This window comes from Salegentibacter haimaensis, assembly GCF_054121495.1.
On record NZ_JBSYGH010000004.1, the window covers coordinates 66,650 to 86,327 of the forward strand.

A 19,678-nucleotide genomic window follows, 5' to 3' on the forward strand; every position below is an offset into this window, starting at 1 on the left:
AATAGGATTAATTTAAAATTACTTAAAAAAGAATTTTCAGAACTTCTTGTAATTATGGAAGCCTGAGAATGGAATAAAATTCTAGATTTGTTTTAAGGTAGATTAATTTTTGCTTTTCATAATAATTTTACTTTAGTCGATTTTGATGCAGGAATAAATTATGAGACGGACCTTATGATTACCACTCTCTAAAATAGGGGGTCGGTTTTTCAAACGATGCCTTCGACTCAATTAAAAAAAAGATAGTTGGAAATTTTCCCCTTACAATTTTATACCCCAATTTACTATCAAATCCTTTTTGGAATTGTATTTATAATTGCTATAAATACCTTTTCAACCAGTATCACCACACCTAGTGGTATTAAGTTCACAAAATATCTTGGTGTAGTAACTCTAATTTATCTTCTGTTAATGATGGGGTTAAGGCCAATAAGCTATTATTTTGGGGATATGGGCACCTATAATATATATTTTGAAAGATATCAGTCTGGAGAGGAAATAGTTCAGTTGAAAGACGGTTTCTTTTATGCTTTTATGAAATTCTGTTCCAATTTTATGAATGCACAATCCTTTTTTTTTCTTTGTGCCTTCTTATATATTATTCCCATTTATTTAGCATGTAAAAAATGGTTTGGACAATTTTGGGGTTATGGATTTTTGATGATAATTTCTATATTGACTTTTTGGGCATACGGTACAAATGGAATTAGGAACGGATTGGCCACTTCAATTTTTATATACGCCCTCTCAAAAGATAAGTTAATATTTAAGGCATTATGGATGTTGGTGGCATTGAATTTTCATACGTCCATTTTATTGGCCATTCTCGCATATATAATTGTCTATTTTAAAAATTCTCCCTCTTTATATCTAAATATCTGGTTTATTGCTATACCATTATCCTTGGCAGGCGGAAGCTTTTGGGAAACTTTTTTCCTGGGGTTTGGCTTCGAAGAGCAAAGAATGCAGGAATATTTAGGAAATACTGACTATGCGGAACAATTTTCCAAAACCGGATTTCGCTGGGATTTTTTACTTTATAGTTCAACCGGGGTGTTTGCAGGATATTACTATATCTTTAAGAAAAAAATTGTTGACAAAAATTATCTGTTTATTTATCAAATTTTTCTCATTACAAATGCATTTTGGATTTTGGTAATCAGAGCAGGTTTTTCAAATAGATTTGCATATTTATCCTGGTTTTTATTAGGCCTTGTAATCATATACCCATTGATAAAAAAAAGGTTTTTAAGTGGGCAGCATGCTAAAATAGGACTCATAATAACCGGTTCTTTTCTTTTTACCTACATATTAGAAGTTATACTTAAATAAATGAAAAAACTCACAGTCTTCACTCCTACCTATAATAGGGCCTTTTGTTTACACCAGGTGTATGAAAGTCTCTTGCGACAAACTTCCATGGACTTCATCTGGATGATCATTGATGACGGTTCTGAGGACGATACAAGAGAATTGGTGGATAGTTGGAAAAAAGAGAATAATATCGAAATAGAATATTATTATAAGGAAAATGGGGGGATGCATACCGGTCATAATTTTGCTTACAAAAAGATAATTACTGAACTAAATGTCTGTATTGATTCTGATGATTACATGCCGGATAATGCGGTAGAATTAATTATTAATTTTTGGGAAGAAAATGGGAATGAATCCCTCGCAGGTATAATTGGATTGGATCAATTTAAGGATGGTTCTATTGTGGGAACACGAATCCCGGCTCACCTTACAGTGTCGAAACTTAGTGATCTATATAATATCCATGGTGTGAAGGGTGATAAAAAATTAGTTATAAGAACAGACCTTGTAAAAAGATTTCCTTCATACCCCGAATATGAAGGAGAAAAGCTGGTACCCCTTGGGATTTTATATCTTATGATTGATCAGGAATACAATTTTTTGTGTTTGAATAAACCATTGTGTATTGTGGAATATCAACCGGATGGCTCATCCCATACTATTTTGAAACAATATAGGGTAAGTCCGGAAGGATTCGCCTATGCACGATTAGTGAAAATAAAATTAAGCAAAAATTTAAGAGAAAAATTCAAACAATCCATACATCTTGTATCATCGGCTATATTTGCGAAAAAAAGCACTTTGATTTTAAAATCTTCAAATTTAATGATCACTCTACTGGCAGTTCCATTCGGGGTTTTTGCAAATCTTTACATCCGACTCAAAACCATATAATGAAAGTGTTACAGGTAATTAATAGTCTAGGAACCGGGGGTGCCGAAAAACTAATCATAGATAGCCTTCCTGTTTATATGGAAAAGGGATTAGAAATTGAATTATTATTATTAAACTCCCGTGCAACGCCTTTTTTAAAACAATTAATAAGCAGCTCTAATTGCAAAATTCATTCAATAGGGGAAGGTTCTGTATATAATCCAAAAAATATTTTAAAGATTATTCCTTTTCTTAAGAAGTTTGATGTGGTACACGTTCATCTTTTCCCATCACTATATTGGGTGGCTATAGCTAAAATTTTAAGCAGGAGCAGAGCGAAGTTTATTTTTACTGAACATAATACCAGTAACAAACGCAGGAATTTATGGATTTTCAAATTTTTTGACAGGATTATTTATTCTGTTTATGACAAAATTGTGACAATTGCAGAAGAAGTTGATAATAACCTACGGCGACATTTAAAGGGGAACACCTCAAAATTTGAATTGATCGAAAATGGTATTGATCTTAAATCATATAAAAATGCTATTCCCCTTTCAAAGACAGAATTTTTTGAGAATGATGACATTATTCTTATTCAGGTATCAAGTTTCAGAATTCAAAAAGATCAACCCACTTTAATTAGAGCATTAAAATTATTGCCTGAACAGTTTAAACTTTTATTGGTTGGAGAAGGCCATCTAAAAGCAGAAAATAAAAATTTAGTTGAGTATTTGGATTTGTCTTCGCGTGTAAAATTTTGTGGTATTAGAGAAGATGTTCCATCTCTGCTAAAAACCGCCGATTTTGTCATCTTATCTTCACACCATGAAGGTTTATCGCTTTCAAGCATAGAAGGTATGGCATCGGGAAAACCATTCTTGGCTTCAGATGTTCCAGGCTTAACAGAAGTGGTTAAAGGAGCAGGTGTTTTATTTCCAGAGGGTGATGAAAAATCTCTGGCTAAGGAAATTTTAAAGCTTATCAATACTCCAGAATATTATAAAAAAATTGCCGCGAATGGTTTAAAACGTTCTCAAAAATATGATTTGAAAGTAATGGTTGATAGGTATATTGTTTTATATCACAGAATATTAGATTCTAGTCCTCAATAAAAAGTTTTTAAAGATATTTTCCCTTTAGATCATCGTAAGAAAGCGCCCGTTTTTTAGTGCCTGGATGGCTGAAGATAGATTTATCGCCAGTATTTGATGTAATATTACAACTCATACCAATAATATTTTTATTTCCTATTTTAATTTTTGGCTTTACCGTTGCATTTAACCCAATGAAACTGTTACTGCCCACTTCAACCTCTGCTCCCAGAAGGCAGACACTTAAGAGCGAATTTTTCCCAATTTTAGAATGGTGTCCAATTCTCGCTCCTAGGATTATGGAATTATCATCTATCTGAACATAGGGTTGGATGAAAGTTGCTTCTCCTATAAAAACATTTGCTCCGATTTTAAGATTTGTTGGACATATAGCATTTGTGGAGATATAAGATGCTAAAGAATAACCTTTTTGTTTTGCGGTTAAGAAAATACGCTCCCTTAACTCATCATTTCCCGCAGATATAAAAAGATCATATTCATTTGGGTCATAATTTTTTTCAAGATCATCGAAGTTGACTAATGTAAAATGGTGTGGTATCTCACTGGCTTTAGCTAGATAACTTTCTTCTACACATTGGGCAACAACAGTATACGGGCTGTCTTGATTAAAAGAATAACATATGAAATCTGCGAAATTACCTACTCCGTAGATGATCAACTTTCTGGTTTTCACTGGGATAAATTATTTATAGTAATTGAAGTTAAGCAAAGATAAGTTTAAATATTAGATTTTCTGGATGGGTTCTAATAATATTTAAAGAAAGGTGTTAAGAAATTGCATTTAACGAGTGCTTTTATAACATTTTATATATTCTTTAATTCTTATATTAAAATATAATCTCGATGAACAGAGCCAAGAATTCACTTATAATATTTGTTAACCTTATAGAGATTTATTTCGCCATTAAATTATTTTTACATTTCTTAATTAAAAAGGATGGACAAGCTTATTCGAATAACCACAATTCCTCTATCTCTCGAAAAACTTCTCGAAGATCAGCTAACTTTCATGAATCAGTTTTACGAGGTGACTGCAATTTCTGGTGAGAAGGAGAGACTTAAGAGATATGGAAAAGTTAATGGAGTGAAAACTTTCTGGGTAGAGATGACCAGGACGATTACTCCCTTATCCGACTTTAAAGCAGTCTGGAAACTTTATAATTTCTTTAAAAAAACGCAACCTTTTATCGTACATACTCATACTCCAAAGGCCGGAATAGTGGGAATGTTGGCCGCCAAACTAGCTGGCGTGCCTCATAGGTTGCACACGGTGGCTGGAATGCCGCTAATGGAAACCACAGGTGTTAAAAGAAACCTTCTGAATTTTGTTGAAAAACTCACCTATTCCCTGGCAACCAAGGTTTACCCGAATTCCCGCGGACTAAAAGATGTAATTCTAGCCGAAGAATTTGCAGCTGAAGAAAAATTAAAAGTTCTGGGTAAAGGGAGTTCGAACGGAATTGATACATCCTATTTTGATCCCGGGAGAATTTCGGTAGAGGAGCGTAATCAATTTAAAATAAACACCGGTATTCCCGGATCGGATCTGGTTTTTGTATTTGTGGGTCGCCTAGTCTCTGAAAAAGGAATCAATGAGTTGGTACAGGCCTTTGTTAAACTTCAGAAGGAAAATCCCGAAATCTCTCTTTTGATGGTCGGACCCTATGAGCAGGATTTGGACCCAATTTCCAGAGAAAATTTACAGCTTATTGAGCAACACCCTAAAATTTTTACCACCGGTTACCAGGTAGATGTGCGCTCGTATTTTGCGATTAGCGATGTGCTGGTATTTCCCAGTTACCGCGAAGGTTTCCCCAATGTTGTACTGCAGGCAGGCGCGATGAATTTACCATCTATTGTTAGCAATATTAACGGTTGCAATGAAATTATTGTAGAGGGAATAAATGGGATGATAATACCCCCAAAAGATCAAGATGCTTTATTTAAGGCGATGAAACTGGTTGCCGAAAACGGCGATTATCGGGAGAGACTGGCGTCAAATGCCAGAAACGAAATTTGTAGATTTTATGAGCGAAAAGAATTTTGGCAAATTTTGTTAAATGAATACAAAAGCTTGGAGAAGGAAGGTTCAAAAGCCTAATTTTGGTCCGCGGAATCTTTATATGTTATATGTACCTAAATTTTTTCAAACCTCTTTTCGATTTCTTTATATCCCTAATCGCCCTGCTACTTTTAAGTCCAGTTTTGATTTTAGTGACTATTCTGCTTTTTATTGCGAACAAAGGAAAACCTTTCTTTCTACAAGTGAGGCCTGGAAAGAATGCGAAAAATTTTAAAATCATAAAATATCGAACAATGACTGATGAGCGGGATGCACAGGGGGTGTTGCTTCCCGATGCCGAGAGACTTACAGGAGTGGGTAAATTTGTACGAAAAACCTCTATAGATGAATTTCCGCAGTTATTAAATGTATTAAAAGGAGATATGAGCCTTATAGGCCCGCGGCCTTTATTACCCCAATATTTACCTCTTTATACTGATAGACAAAAAAAGAGGCATTTGGTGAAGCCTGGAATTACCGGGTGGGCGCAGGTTAATGGTAGAAACAATGTGGGATGGGAAGAGAAGTTTGAAATGGATGTTTGGTACGTTTTCAATGTTGATTTTGGTTTGGACTTAAATATTCTAATTAAGACCATTAAAAAAGTCATATTATCCGAAGGTATCAGTGCAGAAGGCCACGAAACAATGCCTACTTTCACAGAATATATAGAAAAAAAAAATAATAAATGAAAAACATTTTAGTTACTGGTGCAGGAGCTTTATTAGGTCAAGGGATTTTAAGATGTCTGAATTTTTCATCAAATAATTATAATATTATTTCTGCAGATCCAGATGTGCGATCCACCGGACATGCGCTTGCGCATGCATCTTATAAAATTCCATATATTACTTCTGGAGATTATTTAGAAAAAATTGAAGAGATAATTTTAAAAGAAAGAATTGATATTATTCTTATAGGAACCGATGTCGAATTGCCTGTTTTTGCTGAAAATAAGGAATATTTAGAAAAGGAATATAATGTTAAAGTGGTAGTTTCAAATTCTAAAGTAATCGCCATTTCTAACGATAAATACCTCACTTCGAAGTTTTTAAAGGAAAATGGATTTCCTTTTCCTTTATCGGCCTTGACTACAAATGCCAATGACATCAATTTTTTAAAGAATAATGCAGATTTTCCTCTTATCGCTAAACCTGTAGATGGAGCACGTTCAAAAGGAATAGAAATAATTCATAATGAAGCTGAGCTGGATACCTTATGTGCTTATAAAAATAATTTGGTTGTGCAGGAAAAAATTGGTGAAGATGAAGGGGAATTCACTACAGGTTGTGTGGTGGTTGATGGTAAGTGTGTTTCGGTAGTTTCTTTAACTAGGGATTTAAGAGATGGGAATACCTGGAGAGCTTATAGGAAAGGAAATACAGCTTATGATTCCAAAATTTCTAAAATTGCTGAAACCCTAGGGGTGGAGGGACCGGCAAATTTTCAGTACAGGATAAGGAATGGGGAACCTGTAATTTTTGAGGTCAACTGCCGATTTAGTGGAACTACGCCAATAAGATTAATGTATGGTTTTAATGAAGTTGAAGCACTTGTAGAATATTATTTGGAAGATATACCTATTGCCTGGCCTGTATTAAAAGAAGGAACAGTCTTAAGGACTTTTTCAGATGTTTTCGTTCCTAATGATAATATAGAACAATTTGATAGGGATGGATATACATCAAATTATAATTCTCAATATTATCCATTTAAATTAAAATAGATTTGAAATTTCTAATATTTGGCGGAACCGGATTCATTGGAAGATCCCTTGTGCGGTATCTAAAGGAGAAGAATCAGGAAGTAGTCTCTGTTTCCCGAACTGGAGCAGGTGGGGGAGTGGCCTTGGATGTTACATTAGAAACTGATTTTTCAGAATTAAATTTTTCTCCAGATGTAGTTATCAATTGCGCTTCAAAAGTACCTGAGAGAGGGCGGTCTGTTAATGACCCTTCATATTTAAAGGAGCTTTTTCTTACAAATGTTGTTGGGGCTATAAATATTGCCAACTGGGCGGTAAAACAATCTGTGCCCAGGATTTTGAATTGTTCTACTTTAGCAGTTGTGAAAAAGCCATGGCCAAATTTATTAAATGAAGAAACTAACAGTATTCCTGATGGTTTTCATGTGGGTTATTCCATGTCCAAATTAAGTCAGGAAAGAGTTATGGATGAATGCGTGAAATTAAGTGGTATAAAATTAGTTCATGTGAGATTATCTGCAGTATATGGGGATGGTATGGTAAAAGAAGGGATAATATTTAATTTAATTAATCAACTAAAGTTAAATGAAGAGGTGGTGCTTCACGATTCTCATAAGAATACTTTAGATTTAATTCACGTACACGATATTTGCCGTTCTCTTTTTGAAATTAGTAAAAAGCAGATAGCCTGGAATTATATTAACCTTGCTAATGGAAACCCCGTCACCATTAACACCCTGGCAAGAACTCTTAAAAAAATACTCCATTCCAAATCAAAAATTGTAAACGTTGAGTCAAATAATCCTCCATCTGAAGCAAATATTGATATTTCCAAACTTCGTGAAATTATGGAGGTAGGCTTTAATGATTTTATACCTTTAGAGGAAGGTTTAATGTCGATAATAAAGAACGAAGCTTTGTAATAGGAGTTAATCTAAATTTTAATAGGAAGAATGCGGTTTTTAATTTTTGGAGATATCCACGGGAACCTTCCAGCCCTTGAAAAACTTTTCGAAATTGAGAAAGGAGAGTATGACTGTGCTATTTGCCATGGAGATGTTGTGAATTATGGACCCTGGAGTAATGCTTGTGTAGAATTTCTTGAGAGAAAAGATAATATCATAAAATTATTTGGAAATCATGAGCATAATTATTTGGAAAAAAAATATACAGGCACAAATCCAATAGCCCAGGCATTTTTCAATTACTGCTTTCCCAAATTCTCAAAATCGCACGAAATTAAAAAGTATAGAGAATCCTTTCAAATTAAAAATTATACTGTTAAACATACTATAGAAGAAAAGTATATTTTTCCAGATACAGATTTAAGCACTTTGGTTCTTGATGGAAACTATATTATAGGGCATTCTCATTATCAATTTGATCGTTCTTTTAAAGGTTGCAGATTAATAAATACAGGAAGTCTTGGGCAAAATCGTAAAGTTATTAATATGGCTGAGTATATAATCTTTGATGAAAAGAACAATCAAATAGAATTAAAGCATTTTAAATACGACATTGAAATTGTTATTCAAAAAATGAAAGAAGAAAAATATCCAGAAATTTGTATAGAATATTACGAAAGTAAAAAGAAAATTTAAATGAATAATAAAATTTGGCTTTCTTCTCCACATATGGGAGACAAAGAGCAGAAGTTTGTTAACCAGGCTTTTGAACAGAACTGGATAGCTCCTTTGGGACCTAATGTTAGTGGTTTTGAAGTGGATATTAAAGATTACCTTTTTTCCTCCCACTCCGGAGGAGGTCAGGAGGGGGCCTCGGGGGCAATTGTAGCTCTTAGTTCTGGTACTGCGGCCTTGCATTTGGCACTTGTCCAGCTAGGCGTAAAAGCCGGAGATGAGGTGCTTTGCCAATCTATGACCTTTGCAGCTTCAGCAAATCCCATTGTCTATCAGGGAGCAACTCCGGTTTTTGTAGACAGCGAAATGGACACGCTTAATATGTGTCCGGTGGCATTAAAAGAGGCCATTGAAGACCGCATCACAAATGGCAAAAAACCTAAGGCTATCATTGCGGTTCATCTATATGGAACTCCATATAAGGTCGAGGAGGTGCACGCAGTGGCTTCAGAATTTGATATTCCTGTGATAGAGGATAGCGCAGAGGCTCTGGGGAGTTCTTATAAAGGGCAAATGTGTGGTACTTTTGGTGACTTTGGGATTCTGTCTTTCAACGGAAATAAAATAATCACCACTTCAGGTGGAGGTGCTCTGGTGGTTAGAGATCAAAAAGTAAAAGAAAAAACTATCTTCCTGGCAACCCAGGCAAGGGATGCTGCTCCTCACTACCAACATTCAGAAATTGGATATAATTACCGGCTTAGCAATGTTTCAGCCGGTATTGGTAGGGGGCAAATGCTGGTTTTAAATGATAGAGTTAAGGCAAGGCGGGCAATGCATCAATTTTACGTGAATCTTTTTGCCGAAATTGAAGGAGTTGAAGTGCATAGTGCACCTTCAGAAGAATATTATTCCAATCATTGGTTAAGCGTAATTTTGGTGGATGCTGAAAAAACCGGGGGTATCGACAGGGAAGAATTACGACTGAAGCTGGAGGAACAGAATATAGAGAGTCGTCCATTATGGAAACCTATGCATATGCAACCGGTGTTTGAAATGGCTCCCTATTACGGTAAAAATCGCATCGCCGAAAAATTATTTGAAAACGGATTATGTCTTCCATCAGGTTCAAATTTGAGTGGTGATGATCGTAAACGAATCAAAGAGGCGATAAAATCAAGTTTTAACTTATCTTAGCCGATTATGAGTAACCGATTAAAAAGCGCACTCGATTATATCTTTTCAGGTAAAGATACCTCTTTGGACCTGAGGAATATACGCTATCTGCCCAGGTGGGCAGTCTTGCTAATCGATATCTCGCTGGTGGCAGCTTCGGTTTTACTAACTATATTGATAATTGTTGATCTTACTCCTGCATATTATACTTTTCTCAGTTTTTACGATAAGGCATTAATAATTGTAATTACCCATATAATATATTTTTATATCTTTAAGACTTTTGCCGGAATAATAAGACATTCTTCTAATATAGACGCACTAAGGCTGCTTCTAGCCACAGTAAGCTCTTTTTTTACACTGGTTTTTCTAAACTATATTACCTTTTTTCTCTTGGGGGAGAAGATTTTCTTAATCGGGGGGCTGCTTATTAATTTCTGTATTTCATTTTCCCTGCTATTCCTGTTTAGAATGGCGGTGAAACAGGTGTATGAATATTTTAAGTTGGTTCAGAAGAATGAGAGTTTAATGCCTGCGGTGGTGCTGGGAGCCGATGAAAATGCTATTTCTGTGGCAGGAGCTTTGGAACTGGAACACCCCAGAAGATTTAAAATTGTAGGTTTCCTTACTCAGGAAGCACATAATAAGCGGATTCGAATTTTAGATAAACCGGTGATTCGGCATACGAATAAAGTTTATGACGCTTTGCAGGAGTTAGGAGCGGAAGCCTTGATCTTTTCTGAACACAATATTTCGGCAGAAGAAAAGTTCGAAATTATCGAAGATTGTCTTCAGCACGATATCAAAGTTTTTAATGCACCGATTGTCTCCAGCTGGGATGACAATAAACCTATTGCTCAAAAAGTAAAATCCCTTCAAATTGAAGATTTACTGGAACGGGAACCAATTACTCTTGATCCGCAGAATAAAATTGAACAACTTACCGGCAAAACGATTCTGGTAACTGGGGGAGCAGGTTCTATAGGTTCTGAAATTGTTCGACAGGTTGCTAATTATAGTCCGAAAAAATTGATCATTCTCGATCAGGCTGAAACTCCTCTCCATAGTCTACGGCTGGAAGTTGAATCAAAATTTCCCGATCTTAATTGCAAATTTATTATTTGTGATGTGGGTAATGTGAGACGTTTGGAATTGATGTTTCAGAATCATCAAATCGACGTAATCTATCACGCAGCGGCCTATAAGCACGTACCATTGATGGAGGAAAATCCGCACGAGGCTGTTTTTGTAAATATAGCAGGCACCAGAAACCTGGCCGATTTATCAGTAAAATATAAGGTGGGACATTTCGTTATGGTATCTACAGATAAGGCCGTAAATCCAAGTAATGTAATGGGTGCCAGTAAGCGTGCTGCTGAGATGTATGTACAATCGTTGTATCACAGCAGCCTGAACCAGACCGAAAGTAAAACCAAATTCATCACCACCAGATTTGGAAATGTTTTGGGATCAAATGGTTCCGTAGTTCCTTTGTTCAAAAAGCAGATTGAAAAGGGTGGCCCGGTGACCATCACTCATCCCGATATCATCAGGTATTTTATGACCATTCCAGAAGCTTGTCAGTTGGTACTGGAAGCTGGAGCTATGGGAAAAGGAGGGGAGATTTTCGTGTTTGATATGGGAGAGCCTGTGAAAATAATGGACCTTGCAATTAAGATGATTAAACTGGCGGGTTATGATCCTCATAAGAGTATTAAAGTTAGAATTACCGGATTGAGACCTGGCGAAAAACTATATGAAGAACTTTTAAATGATGAATGTAAAACCCTGCCAACACATCATAAAAAGATTATGATAGGACAGGATGTGGTAAGGGATTATGAAAATATAAGGGAGCAGGTAGCAGATATCATTAAATCAGCTAACAAGTTGAAAGCAGATAAAGTAGTTGCCAAATTAAAAATCCTGATTCCGGAATTTAAAAGCAATAATTCTTTATTTGAGCTGTTGGATAATAAAGAACAAGTAATTGGAGAATAAAAATTTATGGTTTTGAAATATTTTAAAAGAATTTTGATCCCAGTACTGGGAATTTTGTTTTTTGCCAGTTGCTCTACCAAAAAAGAAATCCTGTATTTTCAGAATATAGAGGAAATAGACGGTTGGGTTAATGATATGGATTACGAGCCGGTGATCGAAAAAAATGACGCATTACGCATAAATGTTTCTTCAATTAACGAAGAAGTTGTAAAACCATTTCAATCACCTCATATCGGCGCCTCTGGTGGAGCCGCGATGGGAGGCGGAGGCCAGAATATGTCTTTAATGGGTTACCTTGTATCGCCTGACGGTACAATAAACTTCCCCGTCTTAGGCCAAATAAAGGTAACGGGAATGACTCGTTCTGAAGTGCAAAAGATGATTCAGGAGCGGGTTAGGGATTACGTTACCGATGCAGTGGTAGATGTGAGACTGGTAAATTTTCAGATTACTGTTTTAGGAGAAACCGGCTCTACCCGGGTGCCTGTCCAGGATGGCAGAATTACTGTGCCTGAACTTATCGCGATGACCGGTGATATCACATATAATGGAAAAAGGGAGAATATTCTGGTGATTAGAGAAGAGCAGGGTATAAAATCTTATGGTTATGTAGATCTCACCGAGGCTGACGTTTTCAAAAACCCGTATTATTACCTCAAACAAAACGATATTGTTTATGTGGAACCTACCTATAGAGCGGTGAAATCGGCAGGATTTTTTACCAGTTACCAGGGAATAATCTCTCTAGGGACCACAGTAATTAGTATGTATTTACTCATAAATAGTCTGTTATAATGGAAGATTTAAACGATTTTAATACTCAAAAAGAAGAATCGAATTTCGACCTGAAAACAGAGATTTATAAATATCTGGGATACTGGAAGTTGATTTTATTAGGATTTTTGATCGGCGGGCTTTTAGCGTATTCATACAACAGGTATACTATTCCTAAATTTCAAAGCTTATCTACTCTTCAAATAGTAAATGAAGAAGAAAAAAATGTGATGAATGCCCTGCCGTCTTGGAAAGGTGGGTCCATTTTATCATTGCAAGATGACGGTTTAGATAACCATATCGAGAAGTTACGTTCAAAAACCCTGGTAGAAAGTGTAGTAGCAGATTTAAATCATAATGTTTCCTACTTCATTGAAGGAAATGTGATTACTGTAGAAGCCTATAAAAGCAGCCCTCTTTCGATCGAATTTATAACCCCAGATTCCATAATAAATAACCTTGCTGCAAACCTTTTAGTTACTCCAGTTTCCGACACGGAATACAATCTTGAAATAGAGAATAGGTCTTATAATAAAAAGCATAGTATAGGAGAATTGGTTGAGCTGGGTGAGATGAAATTTAGTATAATACCACGCTCGGCTGGAGAGGAAGGAAATTTCAGGAAAAGCAATACTGTAAATATTAGACTACGACCGGTACCAGCGGTCGCCCGGGAGTACCTAAGCCGGTTGGTGATTAGTAAGAAGGGCCAGGCTAAAGATATGTTATCGCTTTCTATGGTGCATCCTACCAAAGATAAATCAGAAGATTTTCTGAATAAATTAATGGAACGTTTTAATGAAGAAGGTGTTAAGAATAAACAGGAAGTGGCCGAAAATACTACAAAGTTCATTCAGGACAGACTTGAAATGATAACCACCGAGTTGGATTCTGTCGAAGGTGGAATAGCCGATTTTAAGCGTGAGAATCAATTAATGGATGTGGGGAGTGCAGCAGGGATATATCAAACCCAATATAACACTGCAGAACAGCAAATATTTAATTTAGAAACTCAGTTGGTTTTGATTTCTTCTGTGGAAGAAGTTTTAAGAAATCAAAATGACTATGAATTATTACCGGAAGCCGGAGTAACCGAGGGTGGAATTTCGGGTCTTACCAATTCTTATAATGCTCTTGTTATGGAGCGCAATCTTTATCTCAGGAACTCCACTCCTCAAAATCCTGTAGTACAAGCCATAAGTGAGCAATTAGACTCTTTGCGGGCTAATTTGTTTGAAAATATAGAGAGTACGAAAAGGGCGATTAATATTCAAATTAGCGAATTGAATCAACGTGAAGGTAGAGCACAGGGACAATTCAGCAATTTTCCCGGCCTGGAGAAAGGAATGCGTAGTATTGAACGACAGCAGCAAATCAAAGAACAACTCTATTTATTCCTACTGCAAAGAAGGGAAGAGGCGGCGATTAGTTTTGCGGCCACAGCTTCAGTAGCCAGAGTGGTAGATGCTGCCTATACTTCTGCTGAACCGGTAGATCCTAAACCCTGGTTAATCCTGGTTGGTGGCTTTTTATTCGGGCTTATTATTCCTATTTTAATCATTTTTGTAAAAAATTTCCTGGATACCAAAGTGCATCATAAGGGAGATTTACAACCGCTTACCAAGCATATTCCATTTTTAGGAGAATTGCCCAGAATCAAAGCCGACCAGAATGAACTCATTGGAGTAAACGACAGGTCTCCCCTGGCAGAAGCTTTTAGAATTTTACGTACCAATCTGGCCTATCTCATTCAAAATAAAGGAAAGGAACGCGGAGAAGTTATCTTTGTGACTTCAACTATAAAGGGAGAAGGGAAGACTTTTGTTTCCTTCAACCTTGCCAGAACCCTGGCGAGCACCAATAAAAAAGTTCTGATTATAGGAGCTGATATTAGAAATCCGAAATTGCATCGCTATGCCGATTTGCCTATGGAGACCAAAGGACTTTCTGATTATCTATACGATTACGAAGTTACAATGGCCGATATTATTCGCCCAACCAATAAAGAAGGGATTGCTGTTGATTTAGTTATGTCTGGAGCTATTCCTCCAAACCCGGCCGAGCTGTTTATGAGTGACCGGATGGAAAAGCTTTTAAAAGATACTGCTGAAATTTATGACTACGTCATTGTGGATACCGCCCCTACCATGATCGTGACCGATACTCTGCTTATTAGTCCGTTAGCCGATACCACCCTTTATATTACGCGAGCAGAATACACTGAAAAGAAATTGCTCGATTTCCCTAAAGATCTAAAGCAACAAGGCAAATTAAAAGGTCTGGCCGTAGTATTGAATGATATAGATTATTCAAAATTTTCGTACGGAGCCAACTATGGTTATTCCTACGGCTATGGCTATGGTTATGGAGCCGATAAGGAGAGTAGATGGCAGAGGCTTAGGAAGAGGTTTAAGTAAGTCCGGTTGCCGGTTGCATGTTGCCTGCTCCAAGCTGTAACGGGTTTCGAGTTACGGGTTGCGGGGTTTGCTATTTTTTGTCTTGCCACGAATTCACGAATATTCTCTTTGCAGATTCTGTGGAAGGCTTTGCATTCCCAATAGTTATCGGGATTGCGAGAAATACGGAACTGGGATATTTTAAGCAAAGAGCCCAGCTTACTTTATGATGTCTGATTACTCCGGACTTTTAACTCGCAAAAATATATTCGTGCATTCCTGGCAAAAAATATTAAAATTCAATCTGCTACGCTACGCACAAGAATTCCTAAAAAATCTTAACTAAATAGCGCCTTCGATCTTGCAATAACCGGCTCGATTAGTTGGGCCTGTTTTTTATTTAGCCTGATTTTTTCAATTTTTTCGAGGTGTTCCATTCGGTGGCAGTCGCTGCTTATAAAATCGATCATACCTTCCTCCAAAAAGCGGTTGGCCATTTTATTGATGCCTTCGCCGTAATGCCGACTCAATGAAAGCATATTTAACTGAAACTTGCAGCCACGGTCCTTCAAATCACGATATTTATTCAAACTTTTGTTATGATAAAAAGCATAGCGCTCGGGATGGGCTAATATGAGTTTATAACCCTTGGTTTGTAGCTGGAATAAAATGTCGATAAGGTTTATGGGCGCCTGAAAATAAGACATTTCAATAAGCACATGCTTCCCGGCAAAGGGAAGAATCTCATCATTTGCTATACTTTCGGTTAGCCAGGCATCCATCATATACTCGGCCGAAGCCTGGATTTCCACATCTTCGGGCAATTGCAATTTTAATTCCTGGAGCGCAGCTCCAATATCGGCCGGGCTGTTGGGGTAATATTCACCCATCACGTGCGGAGTACAAACAAAATTTTTAACCCCAAATTTTCCGAATTTTTCGATCAGTTCGAGGGAGACGTCCACATTTGGTGAACCGTCGTCGATGCCGGGTAATAAATGGTTATGGAAATCGGTGAAATTCTCAAGATAGTCTACCAGATATCGTTTTTTCTGAAAAATGCTGAGCATACCGGAAATTTTTGAAGTTAAAATTACATATTTTTAAATCAAAATCGGCATATTTGAGAAGCCTTAACTAACCTGCTTATGTTCAGAATCATTACGCTCTGTTTATTATTTTTTAGCTTCGGAAAAATCTCTGCCCAGGGTTTGTCCTATTCCCTGGACCTGCAGGCCACCGGCCTGGTCTATTCTGAAGAAACTTCTCCCTTTTGGATGCATTCCAACCAGCGGGGCCGAATTGATGAAGCCACTAACTTTTCAGGATTGCTGTCGGGAAAGATCCAGTATGCTCTTGAGCCTGAAACTCTTTTTGAATTTGGTGCCGGATCGCTTTACCAGGATGGGTTTACAAATGATTTACAGGCCGATGAATTGTATTTTGCTTTTCAGAAATCCTGGTTTTCTGCGGTCCTGGGCCGAAAACAACGCCCAGATTTGTACAACGGACTTTCCGCTACCAACGAAAATATCGTCTGGTCGCTAAACGCACGACCAATGAACGGGATTCGGTTGTTTACCAATAGACCCGTATTTTTCAAAAATAATCGGGGAATCGGGTTTAAAGCTGCATTGGAAGAATACATTACCGACGATGAACGCTTTGTAGAAGATACCAGGGTGCATCATAAAAATTTTCACCTGGTTTACAGGGCGGCTCAACTCCAGGTATCAGCTGGGCTTGAACATTTTGTACAGTGGGGCGGGGTACATCCTGAATTTGGCCAGTTACCGGCATCCTTTTCAGAATATAAAAATGTGTTTTTCGGCAAGGAAGGTGACGACATAGTTGGCGGCCAGGAAGTAAACGCGCTTGGAAATCACTTAGGGAGTTATGTGATAAACTTACAGACCAGTTTCAGAAATTATGACGTAGAGCTAATTTATAACCATCTGTTCGAAGACGGTTCGGGTCGTGTCTTGCGCAATACTCCCGATGGTCGATATGGGCTGTACCTAAGCGATCGCGAACCTGGTGAAAAATTGATTCAGAATATCATGTATGAGTTTTATTATACTAAAAACCAAAGTAAAAACTTTCCTTCTGATGATTTTATTGATAATTATTTTAATAATAATCTTTATAGGTCAGGCTGGACCTATGGTAATAAAACTTTAGGAGTACCTTTTATATCTACACGAAGTTTAAATTCTAATTATTACAACAATACGATTTTAGTTCATCATTTAGGGATCAGTGGATATTCAGGTAATGTTCCATATAAGCTTTTACTATCTTATCGGAAAAATTATGGACCATTATTAGGTGGGGAGATTCCTCCTCATACGGTTTTCTCTACGTATTTAGAATTAAAGGTATATCAGGGAATTTTGGACGTTAATCTATTAATAGCCTCCGACTTTAGTTCGCTGGGAGATTCGAATTTTGGAGGCGGAATTCAAATAAGCCGTAAAATCTTCTAAATTATGCAGCAAAAACCTGTTGTCTTTCTGCTGAATAAAAATCAGGAAATTCTCAATGTTTTCGGGGAAGCCGCTGGTCTTTTCGAAACCTGCTTCGGAAAATTTCTCGACCAAAAAGACTTCAGTAGTAATTTTCCTGAAAAGTATGCCAATGAACTCCAGCTTCGGCTGAAGCAGGCTTACACAGGAGAAATTTCAGACACCAGGATAAAGCTCGAAAATTGTGATGATGTGCTAAAACTTACTTTTTCACCAGTTCCGGGTGAAAATAATGAGATTGAAAAAGTAACGGTGTCGGGAAAATTTATCCGCCCGAAGAATTGCAAAGTATTTCAGAAATAAAACTGCGTAACGTTATTGAAAATTCAAGCCTGGCGATTTTATTAACCAATCCAAATGGCGGAATCTTCGAGGTAAACCGGGCGGCCTGTAAAATGTTTGGGTATAGTCCGGTAGAATTCACCAAAACCGGTAGGTACGGAATTCTTAAGAATGATGAGGCTCTCAAAGAGTCAGTAAAAATACGACGGGAAAGAGGTGAAGTGCGTGCCGAACTAACCGGGTTGCGTAAAAATGGCGAGGAATTTCCCTGTGAGGTATACTCTACTATTTATACCAATCACGAGGGTGAATTGCGCAGCAGTACCAGCATAATTGACATTAGCGAACGAAAAGAGAAAGAAAAGCTGGCAGAATATAATCAAAAAGCTTTCGAGTCACTATACAATCACAACCCCGAGGCAGTATATTCTTTCGACCTTCAGGGAAATTTTACCAGTTTGAATAAAGCCGCAGAAAAACTGGGAGAAGGCTCCCGAGAAGATTTGATGAAAATGACCTTTCTGCCGCTTATTGCTGAAGAAGACCGGGAAAGAGTGCTTCAGAATTTTCAAAAAGCAGCCCGGGGCGAAGTGGTTAAATACCAAACCGGCTTCGTGAGTTTAAGGCAAAATAAGGCCATTCTGGAGGTGACCAATTTTCCCATGTTTATAAACGACGAAATTGTTGGAGTTTATGGAATCGCAAAAAATGTAAGCACACAACTTAGAGCAGAACAGAAACTCCAGGAAGAAAGGAATCTGTTAAGAGCGATAATCGATAATATTCCAGATTATATTTTCGTAGTAGACCGGGAGCATAAAACCCTGCTTGTAAACCGAAAATTTCACCGGGATCTCCTGGGTTTTGATGCTGAAGCTCCCGCTTTAGGCTTGCAACCTACAGATTATTACCCCGAACACGAAGCCAAACTCATCATCGAAGACAATAAACGTCTTATGGAAAGCGGGGAAATTGTCTTAAACCGGGAAGATAAGGTGATAACCTTTAAGCGCAACACCGAAACCATTCTACTTACCAAAGTACCTTTAATTAATGTAGCCGGTGAAATTACCGGGTTGGTAGGGATTGCGAGAGATATTAGCGAAATTAAGGCAAAGGAGAAAAAACTGGAAGAAGTAAATAAAGAATTGCAAATTACCAACCGTGAACTGGAAGAATTTGCTTATGTGGCCTCTCATGACCTGCAGGAACCTTTGCGTATGATTACCGGATTTCTTGAGAGACTCAAACAAAAGTATACTTCAGAACTCGATGAAAAAGCTCAGCAATATATCTATTATGCACAGGATGGAGCTATTCGTATGCGAACTCTAATTCGCGATTTGCTGGAATATTCCAGAGCTGGCAGGTTTGAAAATCAGGCTGAAGCCGTAGATGTAAATCTAGTTGTTAGAGACATACTCAAACTTCAGCAGAAGAGTATAAGGGAGAAAAAGGCAGAAATCCTTTATAATCACCTTCCCATAATTAAATCCCATAGAATTGCGGTGCAACAACTGCTTACCAATTTAATTCAAAATGCCTTAAAATATCAAAGGCCCGGGGTGGCTCCCAGGATAACAATTGAATGTAGGGAGGCAGATACAAAATATGTCTTCAGCGTGGCCGATAATGGAATAGGCATAGAACCCGGTTTTGAGAATAAGATTTTTGAAGTTTTTCAACGCTTGCATTCCCGCGCTCAATATTCAGGGACCGGGCTGGGCCTGGCCGTTTGTCAAAAGATCGTTGATAATCTTGGCGGAAAGATTTGGGTAGAGGCCAATGAACCTGAAGGCAGTATTTTCAAATTTAGTCTCAAAAAGCTAAATTAGTCAAAAATAAAGGTCGCCTTCCGGCTTCCGGTTTCAA

17 protein-coding genes are annotated in these 19,678 nt (G+C 37.4%); 15 read left to right on the forward strand and 2 right to left on the reverse strand.

The features are described from left to right. Positions 1-246 precede the first annotated feature (246 nt). From ACW6QP_RS05730 to ACW6QP_RS05740, 3 genes are read left to right on the forward strand one after another with little or no spacing between them, the layout of a single operon-like run. A complete protein-coding gene (locus ACW6QP_RS05730) occupies positions 247-1,332 on the forward strand; it encodes an EpsG family protein (protein WP_457909898.1) in 1,086 nt (361 codons plus the stop codon). Then, positions 1,333-2,211: a glycosyltransferase family 2 protein gene (locus ACW6QP_RS05735; RefSeq protein WP_457909899.1), complete on the forward strand. Its 879-nt coding sequence runs from the start codon at positions 1,333-1,335 to the stop codon at positions 2,209-2,211. It begins immediately after the preceding gene. Continuing rightward, the gene (locus tag ACW6QP_RS05740) at positions 2,211-3,305 is read left to right on the forward strand and encodes a glycosyltransferase (RefSeq protein WP_457909900.1); all 1,095 of its coding nucleotides are present in this window, start codon (positions 2,211-2,213) and stop codon (positions 3,303-3,305) included. Before ACW6QP_RS05735 ends, ACW6QP_RS05740 begins: the two co-directional genes overlap by 1 nt. A 7-nt stretch (positions 3,306-3,312) precedes the next feature. Here the strand turns inward: ACW6QP_RS05740 and ACW6QP_RS05745 are convergent, their stop codons facing one another. Beyond that, positions 3,313-3,978: an acetyltransferase gene (locus tag ACW6QP_RS05745; RefSeq protein WP_457909901.1), complete on the reverse strand. Its 666-nt coding sequence runs from the start codon at positions 3,976-3,978 to the stop codon at positions 3,313-3,315. A gap of 264 nt (positions 3,979-4,242) precedes the next feature. Here ACW6QP_RS05745 and ACW6QP_RS05750 point away from each other — a divergent pair, with 264 nt between their 5' ends. The 9 genes from ACW6QP_RS05750 to ACW6QP_RS05790 are packed head-to-tail and all read left to right on the forward strand — an operon-like array spanning position 4,243 to position 15,020. Continuing rightward, positions 4,243-5,406 (forward strand): glycosyltransferase family 4 protein, encoded by a 1,164-nt coding sequence (locus tag ACW6QP_RS05750; protein WP_457909902.1) that lies wholly within the window; start codon positions 4,243-4,245, stop codon positions 5,404-5,406. 29 nt (positions 5,407-5,435) lie between these two features. Further along, positions 5,436-6,059: a sugar transferase gene (locus ACW6QP_RS05755; protein ID WP_457909903.1), complete on the forward strand. Its 624-nt coding sequence runs from the start codon at positions 5,436-5,438 to the stop codon at positions 6,057-6,059. Further along, a complete protein-coding gene (locus ACW6QP_RS05760) occupies positions 6,056-7,093 on the forward strand; it encodes an ATP-grasp domain-containing protein (RefSeq protein WP_457909904.1) in 1,038 nt (345 codons plus the stop codon). Before ACW6QP_RS05755 ends, ACW6QP_RS05760 begins: the two co-directional genes overlap by 4 nt. A 2-nt stretch (positions 7,094-7,095) precedes the next feature. Continuing rightward, positions 7,096-7,995, forward strand: a complete 900-nt coding sequence (locus ACW6QP_RS05765; protein WP_457909905.1) for an NAD-dependent epimerase/dehydratase family protein — start codon at positions 7,096-7,098, stop codon at positions 7,993-7,995. A gap of 30 nt (positions 7,996-8,025) precedes the next feature. Next, complete coding sequence (locus ACW6QP_RS05770) at positions 8,026-8,673, forward strand: metallophosphoesterase family protein (protein WP_457909906.1); 648 nt, start codon at positions 8,026-8,028, stop codon at positions 8,671-8,673. Beyond that, positions 8,674-9,849 carry a DegT/DnrJ/EryC1/StrS family aminotransferase gene (locus ACW6QP_RS05775; protein WP_457909907.1) on the forward strand — a complete coding sequence of 392 codons (1,176 nt, stop codon included), beginning with the start codon at positions 8,674-8,676 and terminating at the stop codon, positions 9,847-9,849. Between the two features lie 6 nt (positions 9,850-9,855). Next, the gene (locus ACW6QP_RS05780; RefSeq protein ID WP_457909908.1) at positions 9,856-11,829 is read left to right on the forward strand and encodes an SDR family NAD(P)-dependent oxidoreductase; all 1,974 of its coding nucleotides are present in this window, start codon (positions 9,856-9,858) and stop codon (positions 11,827-11,829) included. Positions 11,830-11,841: 12 nt separating this feature from the next. Continuing rightward, positions 11,842-12,624: a polysaccharide biosynthesis/export family protein gene (locus ACW6QP_RS05785; protein ID WP_457909909.1), complete on the forward strand. Its 783-nt coding sequence runs from the start codon at positions 11,842-11,844 to the stop codon at positions 12,622-12,624. Next, complete coding sequence (locus ACW6QP_RS05790; RefSeq protein ID WP_457909910.1) at positions 12,624-15,020, forward strand: GumC family protein; 2,397 nt, start codon at positions 12,624-12,626, stop codon at positions 15,018-15,020. Before ACW6QP_RS05785 ends, ACW6QP_RS05790 begins: the two co-directional genes overlap by 1 nt. Before the next feature lie 317 nt (positions 15,021-15,337). Here ACW6QP_RS05790 and ACW6QP_RS05795 read toward each other — a convergent pair whose 3' ends face one another. After that, complete coding sequence (locus ACW6QP_RS05795; protein WP_457909911.1) at positions 15,338-16,069, reverse strand: tyrosine-protein phosphatase; 732 nt, start codon at positions 16,067-16,069, stop codon at positions 15,338-15,340. A 78-nt stretch (positions 16,070-16,147) separates the two neighbouring features. Between ACW6QP_RS05795 and ACW6QP_RS05800 the strand changes: the two genes are divergently transcribed. From ACW6QP_RS05800 to ACW6QP_RS05810, 3 genes are read left to right on the forward strand one after another with little or no spacing between them, the layout of a single operon-like run. Further along, positions 16,148-17,485, forward strand: coding sequence for a capsule assembly Wzi family protein (locus ACW6QP_RS05800; RefSeq protein ID WP_457909912.1), 1,338 nt, complete (start codon positions 16,148-16,150; stop codon positions 17,483-17,485). Positions 17,486-17,488: 3 nt separating this feature from the next. Next, on the forward strand, positions 17,489-17,827 hold the full coding sequence (locus tag ACW6QP_RS05805; RefSeq protein ID WP_457909913.1) for a hypothetical protein: 339 nt from the start codon (positions 17,489-17,491) through the stop codon (positions 17,825-17,827). Next, positions 17,806-19,641, forward strand: coding sequence for a PAS domain-containing sensor histidine kinase (locus tag ACW6QP_RS05810; protein ID WP_457909914.1), 1,836 nt, complete (start codon positions 17,806-17,808; stop codon positions 19,639-19,641). The genes ACW6QP_RS05805 and ACW6QP_RS05810 overlap by 22 nt, the downstream gene beginning before the upstream one ends. The last annotated feature ends 37 nt before the right edge of the window (positions 19,642-19,678 follow it).

What these genes read in the sequence shown, in the direction of transcription:
- ACW6QP_RS05795 (WP_457909911.1), bottom strand. Translation starts at nt 16,069, where the DNA reads ATGCTCAGCATTTTTCAGAAAAAACGATATCTGGTAGACTATCTTGAG.
- ACW6QP_RS05805 (WP_457909913.1), top strand. Translation starts at nt 17,489, where the DNA reads ATGCAGCAAAAACCTGTTGTCTTTCTGCTGAATAAAAATCAGGAAATT.
- ACW6QP_RS05775 (WP_457909907.1), top strand. Translation starts at nt 8,674, where the DNA reads ATGAATAATAAAATTTGGCTTTCTTCTCCACATATGGGAGACAAAGAG.
- ACW6QP_RS05755 (WP_457909903.1), top strand. Translation starts at nt 5,436, where the DNA reads ATGTACCTAAATTTTTTCAAACCTCTTTTCGATTTCTTTATATCCCTA.
- ACW6QP_RS05790 (WP_457909910.1), top strand. Translation starts at nt 12,624, where the DNA reads ATGGAAGATTTAAACGATTTTAATACTCAAAAAGAAGAATCGAATTTC.
- ACW6QP_RS05740 (WP_457909900.1), top strand. Translation starts at nt 2,211, where the DNA reads ATGAAAGTGTTACAGGTAATTAATAGTCTAGGAACCGGGGGTGCCGAA.
- ACW6QP_RS05800 (WP_457909912.1), top strand. Translation starts at nt 16,148, where the DNA reads ATGTTCAGAATCATTACGCTCTGTTTATTATTTTTTAGCTTCGGAAAA.
- ACW6QP_RS05750 (WP_457909902.1), top strand. Translation starts at nt 4,243, where the DNA reads ATGGACAAGCTTATTCGAATAACCACAATTCCTCTATCTCTCGAAAAA.
- ACW6QP_RS05735 (WP_457909899.1), top strand. Translation starts at nt 1,333, where the DNA reads ATGAAAAAACTCACAGTCTTCACTCCTACCTATAATAGGGCCTTTTGT.
- ACW6QP_RS05770 (WP_457909906.1), top strand. Translation starts at nt 8,026, where the DNA reads ATGCGGTTTTTAATTTTTGGAGATATCCACGGGAACCTTCCAGCCCTT.
- ACW6QP_RS05780 (WP_457909908.1), top strand. Translation starts at nt 9,856, where the DNA reads ATGAGTAACCGATTAAAAAGCGCACTCGATTATATCTTTTCAGGTAAA.
- ACW6QP_RS05760 (WP_457909904.1), top strand. Translation starts at nt 6,056, where the DNA reads ATGAAAAACATTTTAGTTACTGGTGCAGGAGCTTTATTAGGTCAAGGG.